29 protein-coding genes, 1 other RNA gene and 1 pseudogene are annotated in these 19,336 nt (G+C 60.2%); 10 read left to right on the forward strand and 21 right to left on the reverse strand.

The genetic code is table 11. The features are described 5' to 3' along the window. Nucleotides 1-2: 2 nt before the first annotated feature. Both pepP and R3175_RS12350 read right to left on the reverse strand, forming a co-directional pair. Nucleotides 3-1,322 carry a Xaa-Pro aminopeptidase gene (gene pepP, locus R3175_RS12345; protein WP_318944588.1) on the reverse strand — a complete coding sequence of 440 codons (1,320 nt, stop codon included), beginning with the start codon at nt 1,320-1,322 and terminating at the stop codon, nt 3-5. 23 nt (nt 1,323-1,345) lie between these two features. Then, a complete protein-coding gene (locus tag R3175_RS12350; RefSeq protein WP_318944589.1) occupies nt 1,346-1,930 on the reverse strand; it encodes a UPF0149 family protein in 585 nt (194 codons plus the stop codon). Between the two features lie 166 nt (nt 1,931-2,096). On the opposite strand from R3175_RS12350, the gene R3175_RS12355 reads away from it, so the two are divergent. Beyond that, nucleotides 2,097-2,708 carry a ZrgA family zinc uptake protein gene (locus R3175_RS12355; RefSeq protein ID WP_318944590.1) on the forward strand — a complete coding sequence of 204 codons (612 nt, stop codon included), beginning with the start codon at nt 2,097-2,099 and terminating at the stop codon, nt 2,706-2,708. Here the strand turns inward: R3175_RS12355 and R3175_RS12360 are convergent. Beyond that, complete coding sequence (locus R3175_RS12360; RefSeq protein ID WP_318944591.1) at nt 2,705-3,217, reverse strand: DUF3299 domain-containing protein; 513 nt, start codon at nt 3,215-3,217, stop codon at nt 2,705-2,707. The genes R3175_RS12355 and R3175_RS12360 overlap by 4 nt on opposite strands. A 62-nt stretch (nt 3,218-3,279) precedes the next feature. Between R3175_RS12360 and R3175_RS12365 the strand changes: the two genes are divergently transcribed. From R3175_RS12365 to R3175_RS12390, 6 genes are all read left to right on the forward strand, one after another. Further along, nucleotides 3,280-3,981, forward strand: coding sequence for an ATP-binding cassette domain-containing protein (locus tag R3175_RS12365; protein WP_318944592.1), 702 nt, complete (start codon nt 3,280-3,282; stop codon nt 3,979-3,981). Then, nucleotides 3,978-5,252 carry an ABC transporter permease gene (locus R3175_RS12370; protein WP_318944593.1) on the forward strand — a complete coding sequence of 425 codons (1,275 nt, stop codon included), beginning with the start codon at nt 3,978-3,980 and terminating at the stop codon, nt 5,250-5,252. Before R3175_RS12365 ends, R3175_RS12370 begins: the two co-directional genes overlap by 4 nt. 71 nt (nt 5,253-5,323) lie before the next feature. After that, nucleotides 5,324-5,530 (forward strand): TIGR02449 family protein, encoded by a 207-nt coding sequence (locus R3175_RS12375; RefSeq protein WP_318944594.1) that lies wholly within the window; start codon nt 5,324-5,326, stop codon nt 5,528-5,530. After that, entirely contained in the window at nt 5,530-5,826 is a 297-nt protein-coding gene (locus R3175_RS12380; RefSeq protein ID WP_318944595.1) for a cell division protein ZapA, read from the forward strand. The genes R3175_RS12375 and R3175_RS12380 overlap by 1 nt, the downstream gene beginning before the upstream one ends. A 53-nt stretch (nt 5,827-5,879) precedes the next feature. Continuing rightward, a non-coding RNA gene (gene ssrS, locus R3175_RS12385) (6S RNA) lies at nt 5,880-6,059 on the forward strand. 9 nt (nt 6,060-6,068) lie between these two features. Further along, nucleotides 6,069-6,695 (forward strand): 5-formyltetrahydrofolate cyclo-ligase, encoded by a 627-nt coding sequence (locus R3175_RS12390; RefSeq protein WP_318944596.1) that lies wholly within the window; start codon nt 6,069-6,071, stop codon nt 6,693-6,695. Here the strand turns inward: R3175_RS12390 and R3175_RS12395 are convergent. Together R3175_RS12395 and ilvA are read right to left on the reverse strand one after the other, a co-directional pair. Beyond that, complete coding sequence (locus R3175_RS12395; RefSeq protein ID WP_318944597.1) at nt 6,683-6,832, reverse strand: hypothetical protein; 150 nt, start codon at nt 6,830-6,832, stop codon at nt 6,683-6,685. The two genes, R3175_RS12390 and R3175_RS12395, sit on opposite strands and share 13 nt — an antisense overlap. A 143-nt stretch (nt 6,833-6,975) precedes the next feature. Further along, nucleotides 6,976-8,508, reverse strand: a complete 1,533-nt coding sequence (ilvA, locus tag R3175_RS12400; protein WP_318944598.1) for a threonine ammonia-lyase, biosynthetic — start codon at nt 8,506-8,508, stop codon at nt 6,976-6,978. Between the two features lie 173 nt (nt 8,509-8,681). Here ilvA and rpiA point away from each other — a divergent pair, with 173 nt between their 5' ends. The 3 genes from rpiA (at nt 8,682) to ppa (ending at nt 11,252) form a co-directional block, all read left to right on the forward strand. Beyond that, the gene (gene rpiA / locus R3175_RS12405; protein ID WP_318944599.1) at nt 8,682-9,362 is read left to right on the forward strand and encodes a ribose-5-phosphate isomerase RpiA; all 681 of its coding nucleotides are present in this window, start codon (nt 8,682-8,684) and stop codon (nt 9,360-9,362) included. Nucleotides 9,363-9,428: 66 nt separating this feature from the next. Further along, nucleotides 9,429-10,586, forward strand: a complete 1,158-nt coding sequence (locus R3175_RS12410; protein WP_318944600.1) for an acyl-CoA dehydrogenase family protein — start codon at nt 9,429-9,431, stop codon at nt 10,584-10,586. Between the two features lie 138 nt (nt 10,587-10,724). Continuing rightward, entirely contained in the window at nt 10,725-11,252 is a 528-nt protein-coding gene (gene ppa / locus R3175_RS12415) for an inorganic diphosphatase (RefSeq protein WP_318944601.1), read from the forward strand. 110 nt (nt 11,253-11,362) lie between these two features. Here ppa and rplQ read toward each other — a convergent pair whose 3' ends face one another. The 16 genes and pseudogenes from rplQ to rplX all read right to left on the reverse strand — a co-directional run. Then, on the reverse strand, nt 11,363-11,761 hold the full coding sequence (gene rplQ / locus R3175_RS12420; RefSeq protein ID WP_318944602.1) for a 50S ribosomal protein L17: 399 nt from the start codon (nt 11,759-11,761) through the stop codon (nt 11,363-11,365). 37 nt (nt 11,762-11,798) lie between these two features. Next, nucleotides 11,799-12,803 (reverse strand): DNA-directed RNA polymerase subunit alpha, encoded by a 1,005-nt coding sequence (locus R3175_RS12425; RefSeq protein WP_318944603.1) that lies wholly within the window; start codon nt 12,801-12,803, stop codon nt 11,799-11,801. Between the two features lie 35 nt (nt 12,804-12,838). Then, nucleotides 12,839-13,459: a 30S ribosomal protein S4 gene (gene rpsD / locus R3175_RS12430; RefSeq protein WP_318944604.1), complete on the reverse strand. Its 621-nt coding sequence runs from the start codon at nt 13,457-13,459 to the stop codon at nt 12,839-12,841. 18 nt (nt 13,460-13,477) lie between these two features. Further along, nucleotides 13,478-13,867 carry a 30S ribosomal protein S11 gene (rpsK, locus tag R3175_RS12435; RefSeq protein ID WP_271980388.1) on the reverse strand — a complete coding sequence of 130 codons (390 nt, stop codon included), beginning with the start codon at nt 13,865-13,867 and terminating at the stop codon, nt 13,478-13,480. 13 nt (nt 13,868-13,880) lie between these two features. After that, a complete protein-coding gene (gene rpsM / locus R3175_RS12440) occupies nt 13,881-14,237 on the reverse strand; it encodes a 30S ribosomal protein S13 (protein ID WP_271980390.1) in 357 nt (118 codons plus the stop codon). A gap of 141 nt (nt 14,238-14,378) precedes the next feature. Further along, nucleotides 14,379-14,492, reverse strand: a complete 114-nt coding sequence (rpmJ, locus tag R3175_RS12445; RefSeq protein ID WP_008174902.1) for a 50S ribosomal protein L36 — start codon at nt 14,490-14,492, stop codon at nt 14,379-14,381. A gap of 30 nt (nt 14,493-14,522) precedes the next feature. Beyond that, the gene (gene secY / locus R3175_RS12450; RefSeq protein WP_318944605.1) at nt 14,523-15,845 is read right to left on the reverse strand and encodes a preprotein translocase subunit SecY; all 1,323 of its coding nucleotides are present in this window, start codon (nt 15,843-15,845) and stop codon (nt 14,523-14,525) included. A gap of 17 nt (nt 15,846-15,862) precedes the next feature. After that, nucleotides 15,863-16,297: a 50S ribosomal protein L15 gene (gene rplO / locus R3175_RS12455; protein WP_318944606.1), complete on the reverse strand. Its 435-nt coding sequence runs from the start codon at nt 16,295-16,297 to the stop codon at nt 15,863-15,865. Between the two features lies 1 nt (nt 16,298). Further along, entirely contained in the window at nt 16,299-16,487 is a 189-nt protein-coding gene (gene rpmD, locus R3175_RS12460) for a 50S ribosomal protein L30 (RefSeq protein ID WP_318944607.1), read from the reverse strand. 4 nt (nt 16,488-16,491) lie between these two features. Beyond that, complete coding sequence (gene rpsE / locus R3175_RS12465) at nt 16,492-16,992, reverse strand: 30S ribosomal protein S5 (protein WP_271980411.1); 501 nt, start codon at nt 16,990-16,992, stop codon at nt 16,492-16,494. A gap of 12 nt (nt 16,993-17,004) precedes the next feature. Then, complete coding sequence (gene rplR / locus R3175_RS12470; RefSeq protein WP_318944608.1) at nt 17,005-17,352, reverse strand: 50S ribosomal protein L18; 348 nt, start codon at nt 17,350-17,352, stop codon at nt 17,005-17,007. A 9-nt stretch (nt 17,353-17,361) separates the two neighbouring features. Continuing rightward, on the reverse strand, nt 17,362-17,895 hold the full coding sequence (rplF, locus tag R3175_RS12475) for a 50S ribosomal protein L6 (protein WP_318944609.1): 534 nt from the start codon (nt 17,893-17,895) through the stop codon (nt 17,362-17,364). Nucleotides 17,896-17,907: 12 nt separating this feature from the next. Then, nucleotides 17,908-18,300 carry a 30S ribosomal protein S8 gene (gene rpsH, locus R3175_RS12480; RefSeq protein ID WP_318944610.1) on the reverse strand — a complete coding sequence of 131 codons (393 nt, stop codon included), beginning with the start codon at nt 18,298-18,300 and terminating at the stop codon, nt 17,908-17,910. A gap of 90 nt (nt 18,301-18,390) precedes the next feature. Next, on the reverse strand, nt 18,391-18,696 hold the full coding sequence (gene rpsN / locus R3175_RS12485) for a 30S ribosomal protein S14 (RefSeq protein ID WP_318944611.1): 306 nt from the start codon (nt 18,694-18,696) through the stop codon (nt 18,391-18,393). Between the two features lie 12 nt (nt 18,697-18,708). Next, nucleotides 18,709-19,248: a 50S ribosomal protein L5 gene (gene rplE, locus R3175_RS12490; RefSeq protein WP_318944612.1), complete on the reverse strand. Its 540-nt coding sequence runs from the start codon at nt 19,246-19,248 to the stop codon at nt 18,709-18,711. A 15-nt stretch (nt 19,249-19,263) separates the two neighbouring features. Continuing rightward, nucleotides 19,264-19,336 (reverse strand): annotated as a pseudogene (gene rplX, locus R3175_RS12495) (50S ribosomal protein L24); the annotation flags it as partial.

Genomic DNA, 19,336 nt, shown 5'->3' on the forward strand with positions numbered 1-19,336 from the left:
GGTTATCCCGCCATCAGGGCTTCAATCTCGGCCACGGTCTTGGGGACGCCCTCGGTCAGCACCCGGCAGCCGTCGCGGGTGACCACCACGTCGTCTTCAATGCGAATGCCGATGCCCCGCCAGCGCGGGTCGACCTCGGCGTTGTCCGGGGCGATGTACAGTCCCGGCTCCACCGTCAGCACCATACCCGGCTCCAGTACCCGCCAGGCCTCCCCCACCTTGTAATCGCCGACGTCGTGGACGTCGAGCCCCAGCCAGTGGCCGGTCCGGTGCATGTAGAAGGGTTTGTAAGCCTCTTCTTCAAGAGCCTGCTCCACTGTTCCCTGCAGCAGCCCCAGGTCAATTAACCCCTGGCACAGTACCCTGAGGGCCGCCTCGTGGGGGTGATTCCAGTGATTCCCGGGACGCACCGCCTCGATGGCCGCGTACTGGGCCGCCAGCACCACCTCGTACACCGCCTTCTGGTCCTCGCTGAACCGCCCGTTCACCGGGAAGGTGCGGGTGATGTCCGAGGCGTAGCACTCCAGCTCGCAGCCGGCGTCGATCAGCACCAGGTCGCCGTCCTTCAGCGGCGCCGAATTCTCGATGTAGTGCAGGATACAGGCATTGGCCCCGGCGCCGACGATGGATGGATAGGCGGTGGAACGGGCACCGTGATTCATGAACGTGTGGATCAGCTCGGCCTCCAACTGATACTCGCTGCCGCCCTGCCGGGCCCGCCGCATGGCCCGGCAGTGAGCCTCGGCGCTGATTTCGCCGGCCCTGGCCATGGCCCTGATCTCGTTGGCGCTCTTGAACAGGCGCAGATCGTGCAGGTGATGCTCCAGGGCAACGAACTCGCCCGGCGGCTGGGCCCCGGTGCGCACCTTGCTGCGAATCAGCTTGACCCAGTCCATCACCTGAGTGTCGAAGTTATGGTCCTTGCCCAGGGGGTAATACACCCGGCTGCGGCCCTCGATCAGTCCCGGCAGGATGTCATCGATGTCGGAGATCGGGAAGGCGTCGTCGAGGCCAAACCGCTCGATGGCCCCTTCCGGGCCGACCAGAAAACCGTCCCACAACTCTTTCTCCGGATTCCGCTCCTTGCAGAACAGCACCGATTCACCGTGTTCCCGGCCCGGAATCAGCGCCAGCACCGCATCGGGCTCGCCGAACCCGGTCAGGTACTGGAAATCGCTGTCCTGTCGAAAAGGGTGCAACACATCGCGGTTGCGCACCCGCTCGGGCGCCGCCGGTAAAATGGCGATACTGTCCGGCGCCATCCGCTCCATCAGCTTGTGACGGCGTTCGGCAAATTCTTTCATGGGGATGTAGGCGGTCATAACAACTTCCCGGATTTCGCTGATCAGTGGACGGTCTGAGACGCCGGCGGCTCTGGCGGATTATACTCGGTGAACACCGCCAACGCGCCCAGTCGCACGTACTCGGTGATTTCCAGCAGCTGGTGCTCGCTGTCCTCGCCATCGTCCTCGGCTTCGGAGACCTGACTGATGGCCACCAGATCCTCAATCAGCTCGCGGATTTCTGCCGGCGCCGAGCCCAGGGCGGAACCGGCCTCCAGCGCCATGCCTTCGAGGAAACCGCGAATCCACGCCGACAGGGCCTGCAACCGTTGCGCCAGCTCATAGTCGTCGTCCGGCAGCAACGGCTGGAAGCTCATGTCGGCGGCCTTGAGCGCCTCCAGGGTAGTGGCGTACGCCTCGGTCATGAACGCCGCCAGTGGTTCCGACGCGGCGCCGGCGGACTCTGGCAGCCCCATGTGCTCGCAGACCAGCGCCAGCCAGTCCCGGTCCGCCAGCCGACCGCCGGCAGCCAGGCGGCCACAGAGGGCGCCGTGCAGTTCGGAGGGGTGGCTGAACGCCTTGTGGGTGGCAAACAGGTTGGCCCAACGTTCGAAGGCCTGGGACTTGTCGGTATCGGAAACAGACATCTAATGCGGTCTTCCTGTGGTGAAGCTTGGGCTGACTATCGTAGCACTCAGTGACCCCGAAGACATCGCCAGAAACACAATCCCCACCGAGCTTGTGCCCCTTGACCGGCCACCGGCCAACAGGGTAATTATGTTATAACATATCAATCACAACCGGAGCCCAAGCATGCCATCCCGTATCCTTCCCCGACTGGCGACCAACCTGATCACCACCCTGGCATTGTCGACCACTCCCGCACTGGCCGGCGATAACCCGGGCGCCCACCAACACGGTCAGGCCGTCCTCCAGGCTGCCGTGGAGGGGCAGGCCATTGATGTCATGCTGCGTACACCGGCATTCAACCTCCTGGGGTTTGAATACTCACCGCGGTCGGAGGAAGAGCGCAGCCGGCAGGACCAGGTTCGCAGCTGGTTGTCGTCCACACCCCTGCTCAGCCTGACGGATGGTAACTGCCAGGTCGCCGCCGGCCAGGTCGATTTACACGACGACGGCACAACCGAGGAGCATGAGCACGAGCACGAGCACGAGCACGAGCACGAGCACGAGCACGAGCACGAGGAACATGGTGATGAACACGACGCGGCACCAACGCACCGGGACGTGGAAGTAAGCCAGATCATTCACTGCGACCGCCCGATCGCCGGTCAGGAACTCACCTCACCGATGCCGGAGCGGTTTTCCGACCTGGAAGAACTGCGGCTGGAATGGCTCAGCGAACACGGCCAGGGGAGCGGCAGCCTGTCGCAGGACCAGCCCACCGTGAAGCTGACGCCCTAATACTGATAGAGTTCCACCTGTTCCGCCTCCAGCGCGTAGGAGGCGGACGCGACATCGTTCTCAGTGCGCTCGATTTCCAGCGTGCCCTGCACCCATACCGGTTCGTACAATACGTCCAGCTTGAAACCGGCGGGGTAGGTCACGTGAATGATCTGATTGGGAGGCGGTGGCGGCACATGAATGCAGGCCCCGTAATAGGGCACCAGGAAGAACTCCAGGATGCGCATGTCCTCGGTGGTCTTGAGCGGCACCACAAACCCGGGAATCTTGCCGGCCACACCGTCCATCTCCGGCACCGTGCGCCCGGTCATGATTTCGTCCGGCAGGGAGGCCGGACCATCTCCCGCATGCTCCACTTCGGGCAGATTCTCCAGCAGCGCGACATCGGTGGCCGGCATCAGCTCCAGCCAGTCAATTTCGCGCCCCTCGCTCTCGGCCCGGACGGTCATCGATGCGACCAGTGCTGTCCCGACAACCACCCAAGCCAAAACCCCAATACGCTTTGCCATGTAACGACCAGACCTTTATAAACGTGGACAAGCCATCATACCGTATCAACGAAACGACCAACATGACGCTTACCGACCCATTAACGCAACAACCACCGCCTGCCCTCCAATGCCGAGACCTGGCGTTTCGCTGGGACGCCCAGGGACCGGCCATTCGCTACCCCGACATCGAGCTGCCCCAGGGTGAGCACCTGTTTTTGCGGGGGGCCAGTGGTAGCGGCAAGAGCACCCTGCTGAGCCTGATCTGCGGCCTGTCGGCGGTACAGCAGGGTCAGCTGACCCTGTTGGGCCAGGATGCCCGCCAGCTGTCCCGTGGCCGTTTCGACCGATTACGGGCTGATCGACTCGGGGTGATTTTCCAGCAGTTCAACCTGGTACCCTACCTCAGTCCGCTGGCCAATACGCTGCTGCCGTGCCGGCTCTCGGCCCGACGCCGACAACGCACCGCCCCTTCTGCCCAGGCTGAGGCCGAGGCCCTGCTTGCGGCGCTCGCCATTCCCACCCGCCATTGGCACCGCCCCGTCACCGAGCTGAGCGTTGGGCAGCAGCAGCGCGTCGCCGCCGCCCGGGCGCTGATCGGGTCGCCGGCGTTAATTCTCGCCGACGAGCCGACCTCCGCCCTGGACAGAGAGAATCGCGACCGCTTCATCCAGCTGCTGCTGACGCAGGCCAATAGCCGTCAGACATCGGTGCTGCTTGTCAGCCATGACGACACGCTGGCCCGGAATTTCGCCACCCAGTTGACCCTCGGAGACTGCCCATGAACCTTCGCCTGCCACTGTCCCTGGCCCTGGCCAGCCTCTGGCACCGCCGCGGCATCCTGACACTGGTGACCCTGACCCTGACCCTCAGCGTGACGCTGCTTCTGGGCGTGCAATACCTGCGCTCCGAAGTCCGCCACTCGTTCACCAGCGCCATTTCCGGTACCGACCTGATCGTCGGGGCCCGCAGCGGGCAGCTCAATTTGCTGCTGTACTCGGTGTTCCACCTCGGCAATGCCACCAACAACATTCACTGGTCGAGCTACCAGACGCTCCGTGACATGGGCACCGTGGACTGGGCGGTGCCCCTGTCACTGGGTGATAGCTACCGGGGTTACCGGGTGGTGGGGACCGACGAGGGCTTCCTGAAGCACTATCGCTACGGCAATGACCGGCCACTCCAGCTGGCCGCCGGTGCCTGGTTTGACGACGTGTTCGATGTGGTCCTGGGGGCCAGCGTCGCCCGGGAACTCCGACACCGGCTGGACGACCAGGTCATCCTGGCTCATGGTGGTGGCGCCACCAGTTTCCTGAAACACGACCAGACCCCCTTTCGCGTCAGCGGCATCCTCGCGCCCACTGGCACCCCGGTGGACCGGGCGGTCTATGTCAGCCTGCAGGGCCTGGAAGCCATCCACACCGGCTGGGAGGCCGGCGTGCCCCGACCGGGACGCACCCTCTCCGCCGACCAGGCACGGCAACAGGATCTCACCCCGCAAGCCATCACCGCAGCCCTGGTGGGGGTCGAGCGCAAGGTACTCACCTTCCGCCTCCAGCGCCGGCTCAACGAATTCGCCGACGAACCGCTCAGCGCCATCCTTCCTGGGGTTGCGCTGAGTGAGCTGTGGCGGATCATGGGTCAGTTCGAAACCGCCCTGCTGGGCATTACCGGCTTCGTGGTCGTCACCAGCCTGGTGGGACTGGCCGCCGTCCTGCTGACCCTGCAGGTACACCGCAAGCAGGAAATCGCCATCCTGAGGGCCACCGGGGCCTCTCCCACCCTGATCGCACTGCTGTACATCCTCGAGTGTGCGGCACTGGCAATACTCGCCTGCCTGTTGGCGGTGCTGCTGGGGGGACTGCTGATTGCCGTTGCCGGGCCCTGGCTGCTGCACCACTATGGCCTGCACCTGCAGCTCCGGCCGCTGGATGTCACCGAATGGCTGATACTGGCCTGCGTTCCCCTGGCCGCGGTTCTGGTGGGCCTGATTCCCGCAGCCCGGGCCTGGTGGCGCAGCCGAACCCAGCATTTTGGGACGACTTCCACGGAATGACATCCCTGTAAATTGACCAGCTTACAGTCCACACTTATAGTTAGTTCCACACTAACCTTATTGGACACGTCATGGATCAGTCCGAATTACAGGCCCTAGCGGACAAGCTGGACCGCTTGATTGAGCGCTGCCAAAAGCTTGAGCAGGATAATGCGACCCTGCGCCAGCTGCAGGACGACTGGAACCGGGAACGCGCCCAGCTTATTCAGAAGAACGACCTTGCCAAGAACAAGATTGAAGCCATGATCGGCCGTCTCAGGGCCCTGGAGCAACACTGATGTCCGAACAGCCCACCACCGTGGAAGTCAGGATCCTGGACAAGGACTACCTGGTCGCCTGCCCGGAAGATCAGCAGCAGGCACTGATCCAGGCCGCCAACCACCTGGATCACAAAATGCGGGAAATCCGCACCAGCGGCAAGGTCTTCGGCACCGAGCGCATCGCCGTCATGGCGGCACTGAACATCACCCACGACCTGCTGCAACGGGACACCGTGTCCGGCGCGACCGCCAGCCTACTGCAAGCAATGGATCACAAGCTGGACCAGGCCCTGGGAGAATCCGAGGAAAGTTGAGGGCGTCCATTTCGGGTTTGCAATCGCCCCCCGTGGTGGCTCTATAATAGGCCAACTTCCTGGGTTGTTCGCTGGTCGGATACGTCCTCGAGCCGATGCGCACTACCCAGGTGGCTACTTCAGGGCATTGTGAGCACGTCCCCCGAGGGGGAAAGCCTAATATGTCACAGCGGCCACCGACCTTGAACTTTGGGTTCAAGGGCCACATCCGATAACGGCAACCCGGGAAGCTTTACCAGCCCATGCACATCCCCCCCATTGCCCCATTCGAACCTCATCCGGAGCGATCTTCACGCGCCCACATTCGCAAGGCCCTGAGAAACCTGCGACGCTCGCTGACCGCCACCGAGCAGAAGGCCGCGGCCAAGCGCATGGCTCGCCTGTTGCTGGCCAGCCCAGCGCTGTACCGGGCACGCCACATTGCCATCTACCTACCCAACGACGGCGAAATCGACCCCGGCCCCTTCGTTGCGGCCGCCCGCAAACGCGGGGTGCAATTCTATCTGCCGATCCTGCACCCTTTCCGGGACGGCCACATGGTATTCGGCTCCTATTCGGCGGATACCCGGCTGATCGACAATCGCTTCGGCATTCCGGAACCGTCACTGTCCCGCGAGCACATTCGCCCGGCCTGGGCACTGGATGCCGTTCTGTTTCCGCTGGTGGGATTTGACCTGGAAGGCGGACGCCTGGGTATGGGGGGCGGTTTCTACGACCGCACGTTTGAGTTTGTGCGGCGGACGCCGAGGCTGGCGCCCAAGTTGATCGGACTGGCTCATGAGGTTCAGCGGGTGGTTCGGCTGCCCATCGAACCGTGGGACATCCCGCTGCAGGGCATTGTCACGGACCGTCGCCGTTACCGGATATAGCCCATCACTTCCGCAGCCTCCTGCTCGCCGCGGCTGGCATCGTTCTCAGACGCCTGCAGGGAGGTGATTCCGGTGACGGCCAGACCGATGACAAAAACGACGACGAGGGCCCGAATGGTGTCAGGCTTGCCTTGCATGGTAATTAGTCTCCGGTCACAACCAAGAAAATCAAAAAGCTATTAAACTTTCGCAGAATCCACCGGAAGGTTACCACGCATCTTCCGATTTACAATTTATAACGAATTAACAATTATTAATGTTCGCAGGCAAACAGCCAGGACTACCCCTGGCTGTTGCCGGATCCAAGGAACAGCCGGTAGGCCTCGTTATCGGTCACGTCCTTGTAACGGAAGCCGATCTTGTCGAGCATCGCGCGGAAGGCACCGAGCTCCTCGTCGTCCACCTGGGCTCCCATCAGCACCCGGCTGTAAGCGGCGCCATGATTGCGGTAGTGGAACATGGAGATGTTCCAGCGGGTGCCCAGGGACATCAGGAACTTCATCAGCGCTCCGGGGCGCTCGGGGAACTCGAACTGGAACACCTTCTCGTTGCCAACCGCGGGGGCGTGGCCGCCCACCATGTGGCGGATATGCTGCTTGGCCAGGTCACTGTCGGTCAGGTCCAGCACCGGGTAGCCCGCCTCGCGCAGTTCCTGCACCAACTCATCACGCCCCAAGCCACCCTGCTGGATCTGGATGCCAACGAAAATGCAGGCCTCCTCCGCATCGGAGTAACGGTAGTTGAACTCGGTGATACTGCGTTTGTGCAGGGCGTTGATGAAGGTCTTGAACGCCCCCGGTCGTTCCGGGATGGTGACCGCCAGGATGGCCTCGCGCTTTTCGCCAATTTCGGTCCGCTCGGAGATGTAGCGCAGGCGATCGAAATTCATATTGGCACCGCTGAGCACGCCAGCCAGGTTCTCGCCCTGCAGCTGCTCGCGCTGGACATACTTCTTGATCCCCGCCACTGCCAGGGCACCCGCCGGCTCGGCGATGGAGCGGGTGTCATCAAAGATGTCCTTGATGGCTGCGCAGATCTCGTCCGTGGAGACGGTGACCACCTCGTCCACCAGGTCCTTGCAGACCTCCCAGGTGTGCTTGCCGATCTGACGTACGGCCACGCCATCGGCAAAGATTCCGACCTCGTCGAGCACCACCCGCTCACCGGCCTCCAACGCAGCCTGCAGACAGTTGGAGTCTTCCGGCTCGACGCCGATCACTTTGGTCTCGGGGCGCAGGTACTTGATGTAGGCCGCCATGCCCGCCAACAATCCTCCCCCGCCCACGGGAACGAACACCGCGTGCAACGGATGGGTAAACTGCCACATCATTTCCATAGCCACGGTGCCCTGGCCGGCAATCACATCGGGATCATCGTAGGGCGGGATGTAGGTCAGCCCCTGTTTCTCCACCAGCTCCGCCGCATGGGCCGCCGCCTCATCGAAGGCATCCCCCTTGAGCACCACCTTGGCGCCATGGCTGCGCACCGAGCGCACCTTGATATCCGGCGTGGTCTGGGGCATGACGATGATTGCCTTGATGCCCAGCTTCTTGGCGGCCAGGGCCACGCCCTGGGCATGGTTGCCGGCCGACGCGCAAATGACCCCCTTGGCCTTCTGCTCATCCGACAACTGGGCAATCCGGTTGTAGGCACCACGAATCTTGAAGGAAAACACCGGCTGCAGATCCTCGCGCTTCAGGAAGATCTGGTTGTCGAAGCGACGGGACAGGTTACGAGCTTCGGTCAGTGGCGTTTCATTGGCCACATCGTAGACACGGGCATCCAGAATTTTTTTGATGTAGCGTTGCGGCATGGTGCTGGGTTCCATCGTCAGGCAACGTCGCTTCCCGACAACCGGGTCCGGGTCAACGACTGGAGAGGCAAAACGCACAGTGTAGAAAGTTTGACGGGGTGTCGTCTATAACCGCTGCGGGTGGATCGTTATAATGATCGCAATTTTCCACCCACGCTTCACCGGAGCTCAGCATGGACCAGGACCAACTCAAACAGGCCGTCGCCCAGGCCGCCTTGGACTATATCGCCCCCCGACTGGAGAGCGACAGCATTGTCGGCATCGGCACCGGCAGCACGGCCAACTATTTTATCGACTTGCTGGCCGGCGTCCGAACCGAGTTCGATGGCGCCGTGGCCAGCTCCGAGGCCAGCGCAGAACGCCTGAAATCCCACGGCATCCCCGTTTACGACCTCAACAGTGTGAGCGCCCTGGAGTTCTACGTCGACGGCGCCGATGAGACCAACGATCGACTGGAACTGATCAAGGGCGGCGGTGGCGCCCTGACGCGGGAGAAGATTGTGGCCGCAGTGGCCAAGACCTTCATCTGCATCGCCGACGAAAGCAAGAAGGTGGGCGTGCTGGGCAATTTTCCGCTGCCGGTGGAAGTGATTCCCATGGCCCGCAGCCACGTGGGCCGCGAAATCGTCAAACTGGGCGGCGACCCGGTCTACCGGGAAGGGGTCCAGACCGACAACGGCAACATCATTATCGACATCCACAACCTGGACCTGTCCCGACCGATCCAGATGGAAGAACGCCTCAACCAGATCGCCGGGGTGGTGACCAACGGCCTGTTCGCACGCCGGCCCGCCGACCTGCTCCTGCTTGGCACCCAACAGGGAGTCGAAAGCACGCCCCGCGAAGGCCTCTGACCCCATTAGCCATACCAAGCGCTTGCTTGGTGCGTGAATTTTCGACACACTGCCCTTGCAACCACCATGCAGAGGGAGTGTGTCGTGACCAGTTATTTCAATGAAACCCACGAGCAGGTCCGCCTGTCCGTGCGCAAATTCATTGCCACCCATGTCCTGCCCCACATCGACGATTGGGAGGAGGCGGGCGAGTTTCCTCGCGATCTGTATCAAAAGGCGGGCGAGGCGGGCTTTCTTGGCATCGGTTTCCCGGAGGCCCTGGGCGGATCCTGCGAGGGCGATGTCCTGATGAAGCTGGTGGTGTCGGAGGAACTCATGCGCTCCACCTCCGGTGGCCTGGTCGCCAGCCTGGGCTCGCTGGATATCGGCCTCCCCCCCGTTGCCAAGTGGGCACAGCCTGCGGTACGAGAACAGGTCGTCCCCGAAGTCCTCCGCGGCGACAAGATTGCCGCGCTGGCCATCACCGAACCCGGGGGCGGCTCCGATGTCGCCAACCTCAAGACCCGCGCGGTCCGCGACGGCGATCACTATGTGGTCAACGGCAGCAAGACCTTCATCACCAGCGGCCATCGGGCCGACTACTACACCGTTGCCGTACGGACCGGCGGGATGGGTCATGGGGGCATAAGCCTGCTGCTGATCGACCGGGACACACCGGGCTTCACCCGCGGCCGCAAGCTGCGCAAGATGGGCTGGTGGGCCAGCGATACCGCGGAGCTCTTCTTCGTGGACTGCCGGGTCCCCGCCGGGCGGCTGATTGGCGCCGAGAACGCCGGCTTCATTGCAATCATGAGCAACTTCCTCCAGGAGCGCCTGATGCTCACCATCATGGCCTACATGACGGCGCAGATGGCGCTGGAGGAATCACTCGCCTATACCCGTCAGCGAGAGGCCTTCGGCCGCCCCATCGGTGCCTTCCAGGTGACTCGCCACAAGCTGGTGGACATGGCTACCCAGGTCGACGTCGCCCGGCAATACGCCTACCACTGTGCGGCACTGATGCAGGCGGGCAAGAACCCGATCAAAGAAGTGGCGATGGCCAAGAATTTCGCGGTGGAAGTCTGCGAAAAGGTCACCCGCGAGGCGGTCCAGCTCCACGGCGGCATGGGCTATATGCGGGAAACCGTGGTGGAGCGGCTGTACCGGGACGCCAAGATTCTGTCCATCGGCGGCGGCACCGACGAAATCATGAAGGAATTGATCGCCAAACAGATGAAGCTGTAGTGAGCCGAACCGGGGGACCGGCGCGCGTCACCGAGCGCCCATAAACCTACCATGGTTGTGTTCCGATATGTCCGGGATACACGTATAATTGCCGCCACTTTTCAAGCGCTGTTTAATCACCTGGAACAAGGATCCATCATGAACTTCGATCACATTCCTGCCGGCAAGAATCCGCCTGAAGACATCTACGTGGCCATCGAGATCCCGGCCAATAGCCAGCCAGTCAAATACGAACTGGACAAGGACATGGGCGCCCTGATGGTAGACCGCTTCATGGCGACGCCGATGTTCTACCCGGCCAACTACGGCTTCATCCCGCACACCCTGGCCGACGATGGCGATCCGCTGGACGTACTGGTGGTCACACCCTACCCGGTCCAGGCCGGCTCGGTCATTCGCTGCCGTCCCGTGGGCATCCTCAACATGGAAGACGAAGCGGGCGGTGATGCCAAGCTGGTAGCGGTTCCCCACGACAAACTGACCAAGTCCTACACGGACGTTCAGGACGTCGACGATCTGCCCCAACTGCTGCGCGACCAGATCCAGCACTTCTTCGAAAACTACAAGACCCTGGAGCCTGGCAAGTGGGTCAAGGTGCAGGGCTGGGATAACGCCGCCGCAGCACGCAAGGCGGTTGAAGAATCCGTGGCCAACTACAAAGGCTGATTCACCGTGCAATTGGCCCGGGCTTCACGCCTGCCCGGGCCAATCGTCACGCACAAAAAAGCCGGTGACCCGAAGGGCACCGGCTTTTTTAATGGCCCGAAGCCGAGGACTTAATCCTCGTCTTCGTCCACCTCTTCCGCCTCGATATCCAGCGGACGGCCAACCAGCTCGACGAACGCCATCGGGGCATTGTCGCCGGCACGGAAGCCGCACTTGAGGATACGCAGGTAACCACCCGGACGCTCCGCGTAACGGGGACCCAGCTCTTCGAAGAGCTTGGCTACCGCCGCATCGTTGCGCAACCGGGAGAACGCCAGACGGCGATTGGCTACCGAATCATTTTTGGAAAGCGTGATCAACGGCTCGGCTACCCGGCGAAGCTCCTTGGCTTTCGGGAGCGTCGTTTTGATCAGCTCGTGTTCAACCAGTGACGCGGCCATGTTACGGAACATGGCTTTGCGATGCGCACTGGTCCTGTTGAACTTACGACCACTCTTACGATGACGCATTGCTCTGATTCCTTACCTTAAACTACCAATTCGGCGATTAACCGCCCAGAACCCGGTCGTCGCCACGAAGGCTCGCCGGCGGCCAGTTATCAAGACGCATACCCAAAGACAGGCCGCGGGAGGCCAGCACGTCTTTGATCTCGGTCAGCGACTTTTTACCCAGGTTAGGCGTCTTCAGCAGCTCAACTTCGGTGCGCTGAATAAGATCGCCGATGTAGTAAATATTTTCTGCCTTCAAGCAGTTAGCTGAACGCACAGTCAATTCCAGATCGTCGACCGGGCGCAGAAGGATCGGATCAATCTCTTCCTCTTCCTCGACGCGCTCAGGCTCTTTCTCGTGATCGAAATCGACAAATACCGCCAGTTGCTGCTGGAGAATGGTCGCGGCCCGCCGGATCGCTTCCTCCGGGTCGATGGTGCCGTTGGTCTCCAGGTCAATAACCAGCTTGTCCAGGTCCGTGCGCTGCTCGACACGGGCACTTTCCACCGCGTAGGCAACCCGACGGACCGGGCTGTAAGTTGCATCCAGCTGCAGGCGCCCAATCGCGCGTGTTTCGTCTTCGTCCAAACCACGCTGATCGGCAGCCTCGTAACCGCGGCCGCGAACAATCTTCAGACGCATGCTCACTTCGCCATTGTCACTGAGGTGACAAATCACATGGTCAGGATTCGCGATCTCGACATTGTGATCCAGCTTGATATCGCCGGCGGTGACCGGACCCGGACCTTTCTTGCTGAGGGTCAACTCAGCTTCGTCCCGATCTTCCATCTTGACGGCCACGCCTTTGAGATTCAGCAGAATCTCGATGACATCTTCCTGAACACCCTCGATAGCGCTGTACTCATGGAGTACGCCGTCGATCTGCGCCTCCGTGATGGCACAGCCCGGCATTGAGGACAACAGGATCCGGCGCAGAGCACTGCCCAGTGTGTGCCCAAAGCCTCGCTCGAGAGGCTCCAGCGTGACCTTGGCACGCGTGGTGCTGGATTCCTTTACGTCAATGGTACGAGGTGTCAATAACTCATGTACTGAACGCTGCATAGACGCCCCTATCTGCTCTCGTTGCTAACTGGACTTTACTTCGAGTAAAGCTCGACGATGAGGTTCTCATTGATGTCGGCCGGCAGTTCAGTACGCTCGGGCACTGACTTGTAAACGCCTGACATCTTGCTGGCGTCGACCTCTACCCAGCCCACTGGCGCGCGACCGGCAGCGAGTTCCAGTGCGCCTTTGACACGCAGCTGATTCTTGGCCTTTTCGCGAACGCTCACAACGTCACCCGGCTTGACCTGATAAGACGGAATGTTGACCAGCTTATCGTTAACCAGGATCGCCTTGTGAGAGACGAGCTGACGGGATTCCGCACGGGTAGAACCGAAACCCATACGGTAAACAACGTTATCCAGACGGCCTTCCAGCAGCTGCAGCAGGTTCTCACCTGTCGCACCCTTGCGACGGGCGGCCTCGGAGTAATAGTTACGGAATTGCTTTTCGAGAACGCCGTAAATACGACGAACTTTCTGCTTTTCACGGAGCTGAACACCGTACTCAGACAGACGGCCACGACGGGCGCCATGCATGCCTGGCGGCGTTTCGATGTTGCACTTGGAATCCAGCGCGCGAGCACCGCTCTTCAGAAATAGATCTGTCCCTTCTCGACGAGACAGTTTACATTTTGGACCTATGTAACGTGCCATATTTCACTGTCTCCTGTCTTACACGCGGCGCTTCTTGGGCGGACGACAGCCGTTGTGCGGAATCGGCGTGACATCAGTGATGTTGGTGATCTTGTAGCCACACGCATTCAGCGCGCGAACCGCAGATTCCCGTCCGGGCCCAGGACCCTTAACCTCTACATCCAGGTTTTTAAGGCCGTATTCAGCAGCCGCGTTACCGGCTCTTTCAGCTGCTACCTGCGCAGCAAAAGGTGTACTCTTACGCGACCCACGGAAACCGGAACCACCTGCGGTAGCCCAAGACAGGACGTTGCCCTGACGATCAGAAATGGTCACGATGGTGTTGTTGAAGGACGCGTGGATGTGCGCGACGCCATCAACAACCGTCTTTTTCACCTTTTTACGGGTACGTGTACCTGGCTTTGCCATGTTTGCCTACCTGTTACTTGCGAATCGGTTTGCGAGGACCTTTACGGGTGCGAGCGTTGGTCTTCGTGCGCTGACCACGGACCGGCAGTCCATGACGGTGGCGCAGACCACGGAAGCAGCCGAGATCCTTCAAACGCTTAATGTTCATCTGAACTTCACGACGCAGATCGCCTTCGACAGTCAGCTTGCCCACTTCGGTACGAAGTGCTTCAACCTGATCATCGCTAAGGTCCTTGACCTTGACGTCCGGCTGGACGCCGGCTGCATCGCAAAGCTTTTGGGCTGCTGTCCGACCGACTCCAAAGATGTAAGTCAGTGAGATAACAGCATGTTTGTTGTCGGGTATATTGACACCGGCTATACGTGCCATCCAAATTACTCCGCGTTCAAAGCTTTGCTGTGTGAATTTTCCGCCACAAAAAGGGCGCGAAATAATAGCGCCTGACCAGAAAAAGATCAAGCGCTATCATTCCGAACCCCTTTTGCGTTGTCAGTGGCCGATTCGGTGGAATCAGCCCTGGCGCTGCTTGTGGCGAGGCTCCGAGCAAATGACTCGAACTGAGCCATTGCGACGAATTACTTTGCAGTTACGGCAAATTTTCTTTACCGAAGCGCGTACTTTCATTGTCGACTCCAGTTTTCAACGGGAACGGCGTCAGCCGTTCCGACCATAGCCCTTGAGATTGGACTTCTTCATCAGCGATTCATACTGATGGGACATCAGATGCGACTGCACCTGCGCCATAAAGTCCATCACCACGACTACTACGATCAGCAGTGACGTACCGCCCAGATAGAAGGGTACGTTCCCGGCCACCATCAGAAACTGAGGGAACAGGGATACCGCTGCGATATACATTGCACCGAACAGCGTCAGGCGGGTCAGCACGCCATCGATATACTTGGCGGTTTGATCCCCCGGACGAATGCCCGGAATAAACGCACCAGAACGCTTCAGGTTGTCGGCCACTTCTTTCGGGTTGTACATCAACGCCGTATAGAAGAAACAGAAAAACACAACCGCGGCGGCGAACAGGATGATATACAGCGGCTGACTCGGCGCCAGGGCCTGAGATATATCCCCCAGCCACTCCATGCCCTCACCCTGACCAAACCACTGCCCCAGGGATGCCGGGAACAGCAGGATGGACGATGCGAAGATGGGCGGAATCACCCCGGCCATGTTGACCTTCAGCGGCAGATGACTGGACTGCTGCGCAAACACCCTGCGCCCCTGCTGCCGCTTGGCGTAATTGATGGTCAGGCGACGCTGACCGCGTTCCATGAACACCACAAAGCCAACCACCGCGACCGCCAATACGGCAATCCCGAGTACCACCAGCAGGCTCATCTCTCCGTTCCGGGCCTGCTCGAGCGTCTGCCCGATCGCCCCGGGCAAGCCGGCGACGATGCCCGCGAAGATCAGCAACGAGATCCCGTTACCCACGCCACGCTCGGTGATTTGCTCACCCAGCCACATCATGAACACCGCGCCACTCACGAAGGAGACCACGGCCACGAAGTGGAAGCTGAAGCTATCGTTGAAGGTGACACCCTGTGAAGCCAGGCCCACGGAGATGCCGAGGCCCTGAACCAACGCCAGGATCACGGTACCGTAGCGGGTGTATTGGCTGATCTTGCGCCGACCGGCCTCGCCTTCCTTCTTCAGCTGCTCAAGCTGCGGACTGACCGCAGTCATGAGCTGCATGATGATGGAGGCCGAGATGTACGGCATGATCCCCAGGGCGAAGATACTCATTCGCTCAAGTGCACCACCGGAGAACATGTTGAACAGACTCAGAATGGTGCCCTGGTTCTGATCAAACAGCGCCGCCAGCCGATCGGGATTGATTCCCGGCACCGGAATGTGGGCACCGATCCGGTACACCAGAAGTGCCAGGACCACGAACCAGAGCCGCGAACGCAGTTCCGCCAGTCCTTTTCCCGCGCCCGCAGGCAATGATGCTGTCTTGGCCATTTAGTCCTCGACTCGCCTTAGTCCTCGACTTTACCGCCCGCAGCTGTAATAGCCTCGCGAGCGCCTTTGGTCACCTTCAGACCCTTGACGGTGAGCGGACGGTTCAGTTCGCCGGACAGGATAACCTTCGCTTCGCGGATTTCCTCACGAATGATGTCAGCCGTTTTCAGCGCTTCCAGGTCCGCCACATCGCCTTCCACCTTCGCCAGTTCGTTGAGACGAATCTCAGCGACGTAACGCTGCTGACGGGAAGTAAAGCCGAATTTTGGCAGACGGCGGGCCAGCGGCTGCTGGCCACCCTCGAACCCGGGCGCAACGCTGCCGCCTGAGCGGGATTTCAGACCCTTGTGACCACGACCACCTGTCTTGCCGAGGCCGCTACCGATACCGCGACCGACGCGCTTGGCGTCCGGACGTGAACCGGGTTCTGGGCTAAGCTCGTTCAAACGCATCTTAGTTCTCCTCCACCCGAACCAGGTAGTTCACCTTGTTGATCATGCCGCGAACGGAAGGAGTGTCCTCCACTTCCACGGTATGACCGATTTTGCGAAGACCCAGGCCTTTCACACACAGTTTGTGCTTGGGCTGACAGCTGATCGGGCTGCGGGTCAGTGTAACCTTGATCTTTTTAGCATCTGCCATGACTTCAACCCAGAATATCTTCCACGGTCTTGCCGCGCTTGGCTGCGATATCTTCAGGCGCTTGCATGGCCTGGAGACCCTTAATAGTGGAACGGACTACGTTGACCGGATTGGTCGAGCCGTAACACTTGGACAGTACGTTCTGTACGCCCGCCACTTCGAGTACCGCACGCATCGCACCACCGGCGATGATACCGGTACCTTCGGAGGCCGGCTGCATGTACACCTTGGAGCCACCGTGAACGGCCTTCACCGGGTACTGCAGAGTGTTGCCGTCCAAGGCAACGTCCACCATGTTCTTGCGCGCCGCTTCCATGGCCTTCTGGATGGCAACCGGTACTTCCCGGGCCTTGCCACGACCGAAGCCGACTCGACCTTTGCCGTCACCCACCACAGTCAGGGCGGTGAAAGCGAAGATGCGACCACCTTTTACTACCTTGGCAACGCGGTTTACCTGAACCAGCTTTTCCTGGAGCTCAGGCGCCTTCTGTTCGTTAACGCTCATCTTCTCCACCTCTTAGAATTTCAAGCCAGCTTCACGGGCAGCGTCGGCGAGAGCCTGAACCCGTCCGTGATAACGGTAACCGGAACGGTCAAAAGCAACCTTCTCGACGCCGGCAGCCTTGGCACGCTCAGCGATCAGCTGACCGACCTTCTTGGCGGCGTCTACGTTACCGGTCGCGCCCTGGCGTAGTTCCTTGTCCAATGTGGAGGCAGAGGCCAGAACCTTGCTGCCATCTGCAGTGGTGACCTGGGCGTACATGTGACGCGGTGTACGGTGTACGCACAGACGGTCAGTACCCAGCTCACGAATCTTCATGCGCACTTTACGTGCGCGACGCAGTCTTTCGTTATTCGCGCTCATAGTCCCGCCTTATTTCTTCTTGGCTTCTTTGCGCCGTACATGCTCATCCGCATAACGCACACCCTTACCCTTATAGGGCTCGGGCGGACGGTAGGCGCGGATTTCCGCGGCGACCTGGCCAACCTGTTGCTTATCGATCCCACGGATAACGACTTCCGTCTGGGACGGAGTCTCTGCGGTGATCCCCTCGGGCAGCTCGTACTCGACCGGGTGAGAGAAACCCAGTGTCAGGTTGAGCTTTTTACCCTGCGCCTGGGCGCGATAACCAACGCCCACAAGCTGGAGTTTACGCTCGAAGCCTGCGGAGACCCCGGTGACCATGTTGTTGATCAGGGCACGGGTGGTTCCTGCAAGAGCGCGGGACTGCTTGGCGCCATCACGGGCCGCAAAGCGCAGGACGTTTTCTTCCTGAGTCACTTCGACAGCCTGATGTACGGTGAACTGAAGCGCTCCCTTGGAGCCCTTCACATTGATTTCCTGTCCGTTCAGCTTAACCTCAACACCGGAAGGCAGCACGACAGGATTATTGGCAACCCTGGACATGTATCTCTCCCTTTAGAATACGGTGCAGATGACTTCGCCACCCACGCCTGCAGCACGTGCGGCGCGGTCGGTCATAACGCCCTTGGACGTCGACACGATGGCAACACCCAAACCGCCGGCTACCTTCGGCAGTTCCCCAGCGCCCTTGTACTGGCGCAGACTCGGACGACTGACCCGCTGAATGTCTTCGATGACCGGTTTGCCACCAAAGTACTTCAGGGTAATGGTCAGCTCGGGCTTGGCGTCAGCTGAAACAGAGAAGTCTTCGACGTAACCTTCGTCCTTGAGGACCTGGGCTACGGAGACCTTGAACTTGGAAGACGGCATGGCCACGTCGGCCTTCTGTGCCATCTGTGCATTACGAATACGAGTAATCATATCCGCAAGCGTGTCTTGCATACTCATCGGTATGAGGCTCCTGATCTTTTTAGTTGTGCAGCGGCTTGCCGCACCGCTTACCAACGGGCACCTTCACCTTGCGGGAAGGCGCCTTCCTTACCAGCTGGACTTGGTCAGACCCGGGACGTCGCCACGCATGCCAGACTCACGCAGCTTGATGCGTGACAACTGGAATTTGCGCAGAACGCCATGGGGACGACCAGTAACCTGGCAACGGTTACGCAGACGCGCCGGGCTCGCATTACGAGGAAGCTTTTGCAGCTTCATCTGAGCGTCCCAACGGTCGTCATCGCTGGTATTCGGGTTCTTGATAATTGCCTTGAGTTCGGCGCGTTTCGCTGCGTATTTTGCAACGGTCTTTTCGCGCTTGAGCTCGCGGTTTTTCATGGAAACCTTAGCCATTACACGGATTCCTTATTTCTTGAACGGAAAGCCAAAGGCCTTCAGCAGTTCGCGACCTTCATCATCGGTACCCGCAGTCGTGGTGATGGTGATGTCCAGACCACGGATCTTGTCGACCTTGTCGTACTCGATCTCAGGGAAGATGATCTGCTCACGCACACCCATGCTGTAGTTACCGCGACCGTCGAATGACTTGGGATTCAGACCCCGGAAGTCACGTACGCGTGGAATCGCGATGTGAACCAGACGGTCAAAGAAGTCCCACATGCGCTCGCCGCGCAGCGTCACCTTACAGCCAATCGGCCAACCTTCACGGATTTTGAAGCCCGCAACGGATTTGCGAGCCTTGGTGACAACCGCCTTTTGACCGGCCAGCGCTTCGAGATCCGCCACCGCGTTCTCAATCAGCTTCTTGTCACCTACCGCTTCGCCAACACCCATGTTCAGGGTGATCTTTTCGATACGCGGCACCTGCATCACGTTCTTGTAACCGAACTCCTTCTGCAGGGCGGGTACCACTTCCTTACTGTACTGCTCTTTCATGTTAAGCATCGTAACCACCACCGCTTACTGGTTATCGACAGCTTCGTTCGTGGACTTGAAGATCCGCACTTTGGCGCCGTCTTCCTTGATCTGGAAG

It is taken from the genome of Marinobacter sp., assembly GCF_033722735.1.
In the GTDB taxonomy this organism is placed as follows: domain Bacteria; phylum Pseudomonadota; class Gammaproteobacteria; order Pseudomonadales; family Oleiphilaceae; genus Marinobacter.

What these genes read in the sequence shown, in the direction of transcription:
- R3175_RS12380 (WP_318944595.1), top strand. Translation starts at nt 5,530, where the DNA reads ATGTCCGAACAGCCCACCACCGTGGAAGTCAGGATCCTGGACAAGGAC.
- rpsE (WP_271980411.1), bottom strand. Translation starts at nt 16,992, where the DNA reads ATGAGCGTTAACGAACAGAAGGCGCCTGAGCTCCAGGAAAAGCTGGTT.
- R3175_RS12410 (WP_318944600.1), top strand. Translation starts at nt 9,429, where the DNA reads ATGCAGAGGGAGTGTGTCGTGACCAGTTATTTCAATGAAACCCACGAG.
- rpsH (WP_318944610.1), bottom strand. Translation starts at nt 18,300, where the DNA reads ATGAGTATGCAAGACACGCTTGCGGATATGATTACTCGTATTCGTAAT.
- rpsN (WP_318944611.1), bottom strand. Translation starts at nt 18,696, where the DNA reads ATGGCTAAGGTTTCCATGAAAAACCGCGAGCTCAAGCGCGAAAAGACC.
- R3175_RS12375 (WP_318944594.1), top strand. Translation starts at nt 5,324, where the DNA reads ATGGATCAGTCCGAATTACAGGCCCTAGCGGACAAGCTGGACCGCTTG.
- R3175_RS12350 (WP_318944589.1), bottom strand. Translation starts at nt 1,930, where the DNA reads ATGTCTGTTTCCGATACCGACAAGTCCCAGGCCTTCGAACGTTGGGCC.
- rpiA (WP_318944599.1), top strand. Translation starts at nt 8,682, where the DNA reads ATGGACCAGGACCAACTCAAACAGGCCGTCGCCCAGGCCGCCTTGGAC.
- rplQ (WP_318944602.1), bottom strand. Translation starts at nt 11,761, where the DNA reads ATGCGTCATCGTAAGAGTGGTCGTAAGTTCAACAGGACCAGTGCGCAT.
- R3175_RS12425 (WP_318944603.1), bottom strand. Translation starts at nt 12,803, where the DNA reads ATGCAGCGTTCAGTACATGAGTTATTGACACCTCGTACCATTGACGTA.
- R3175_RS12370 (WP_318944593.1), top strand. Translation starts at nt 3,978, where the DNA reads ATGAACCTTCGCCTGCCACTGTCCCTGGCCCTGGCCAGCCTCTGGCAC.
- rpsD (WP_318944604.1), bottom strand. Translation starts at nt 13,459, where the DNA reads ATGGCACGTTACATAGGTCCAAAATGTAAACTGTCTCGTCGAGAAGGG.
- R3175_RS12365 (WP_318944592.1), top strand. Translation starts at nt 3,280, where the DNA reads ATGACGCTTACCGACCCATTAACGCAACAACCACCGCCTGCCCTCCAA.
- R3175_RS12390 (WP_318944596.1), top strand. Translation starts at nt 6,069, where the DNA reads ATGCACATCCCCCCCATTGCCCCATTCGAACCTCATCCGGAGCGATCT.
- rplO (WP_318944606.1), bottom strand. Translation starts at nt 16,297, where the DNA reads ATGCGTTTGAACGAGCTTAGCCCAGAACCCGGTTCACGTCCGGACGCC.
- R3175_RS12355 (WP_318944590.1), top strand. Translation starts at nt 2,097, where the DNA reads ATGCCATCCCGTATCCTTCCCCGACTGGCGACCAACCTGATCACCACC.
- ilvA (WP_318944598.1), bottom strand. Translation starts at nt 8,508, where the DNA reads ATGCCGCAACGCTACATCAAAAAAATTCTGGATGCCCGTGTCTACGAT.
- ppa (WP_318944601.1), top strand. Translation starts at nt 10,725, where the DNA reads ATGAACTTCGATCACATTCCTGCCGGCAAGAATCCGCCTGAAGACATC.
- rplE (WP_318944612.1), bottom strand. Translation starts at nt 19,248, where the DNA reads ATGCTTAACATGAAAGAGCAGTACAGTAAGGAAGTGGTACCCGCCCTG.
- R3175_RS12360 (WP_318944591.1), bottom strand. Translation starts at nt 3,217, where the DNA reads ATGGCAAAGCGTATTGGGGTTTTGGCTTGGGTGGTTGTCGGGACAGCA.
- secY (WP_318944605.1), bottom strand. Translation starts at nt 15,845, where the DNA reads ATGGCCAAGACAGCATCATTGCCTGCGGGCGCGGGAAAAGGACTGGCG.
- rpsM (WP_271980390.1), bottom strand. Translation starts at nt 14,237, where the DNA reads ATGGCACGTATAGCCGGTGTCAATATACCCGACAACAAACATGCTGTT.
- pepP (WP_318944588.1), bottom strand. Translation starts at nt 1,322, where the DNA reads ATGACCGCCTACATCCCCATGAAAGAATTTGCCGAACGCCGTCACAAG.
- rpmJ (WP_008174902.1), bottom strand. Translation starts at nt 14,492, where the DNA reads ATGAAAGTACGCGCTTCGGTAAAGAAAATTTGCCGTAACTGCAAAGTA.
- rplF (WP_318944609.1), bottom strand. Translation starts at nt 17,895, where the DNA reads ATGTCCAGGGTTGCCAATAATCCTGTCGTGCTGCCTTCCGGTGTTGAG.
- R3175_RS12395 (WP_318944597.1), bottom strand. Translation starts at nt 6,832, where the DNA reads ATGCAAGGCAAGCCTGACACCATTCGGGCCCTCGTCGTCGTTTTTGTC.
- rpmD (WP_318944607.1), bottom strand. Translation starts at nt 16,487, where the DNA reads ATGGCAGATGCTAAAAAGATCAAGGTTACACTGACCCGCAGCCCGATC.
- rplR (WP_318944608.1), bottom strand. Translation starts at nt 17,352, where the DNA reads ATGAGCGCGAATAACGAAAGACTGCGTCGCGCACGTAAAGTGCGCATG.
- rpsK (WP_271980388.1), bottom strand. Translation starts at nt 13,867, where the DNA reads ATGGCAAAGCCAGGTACACGTACCCGTAAAAAGGTGAAAAAGACGGTT.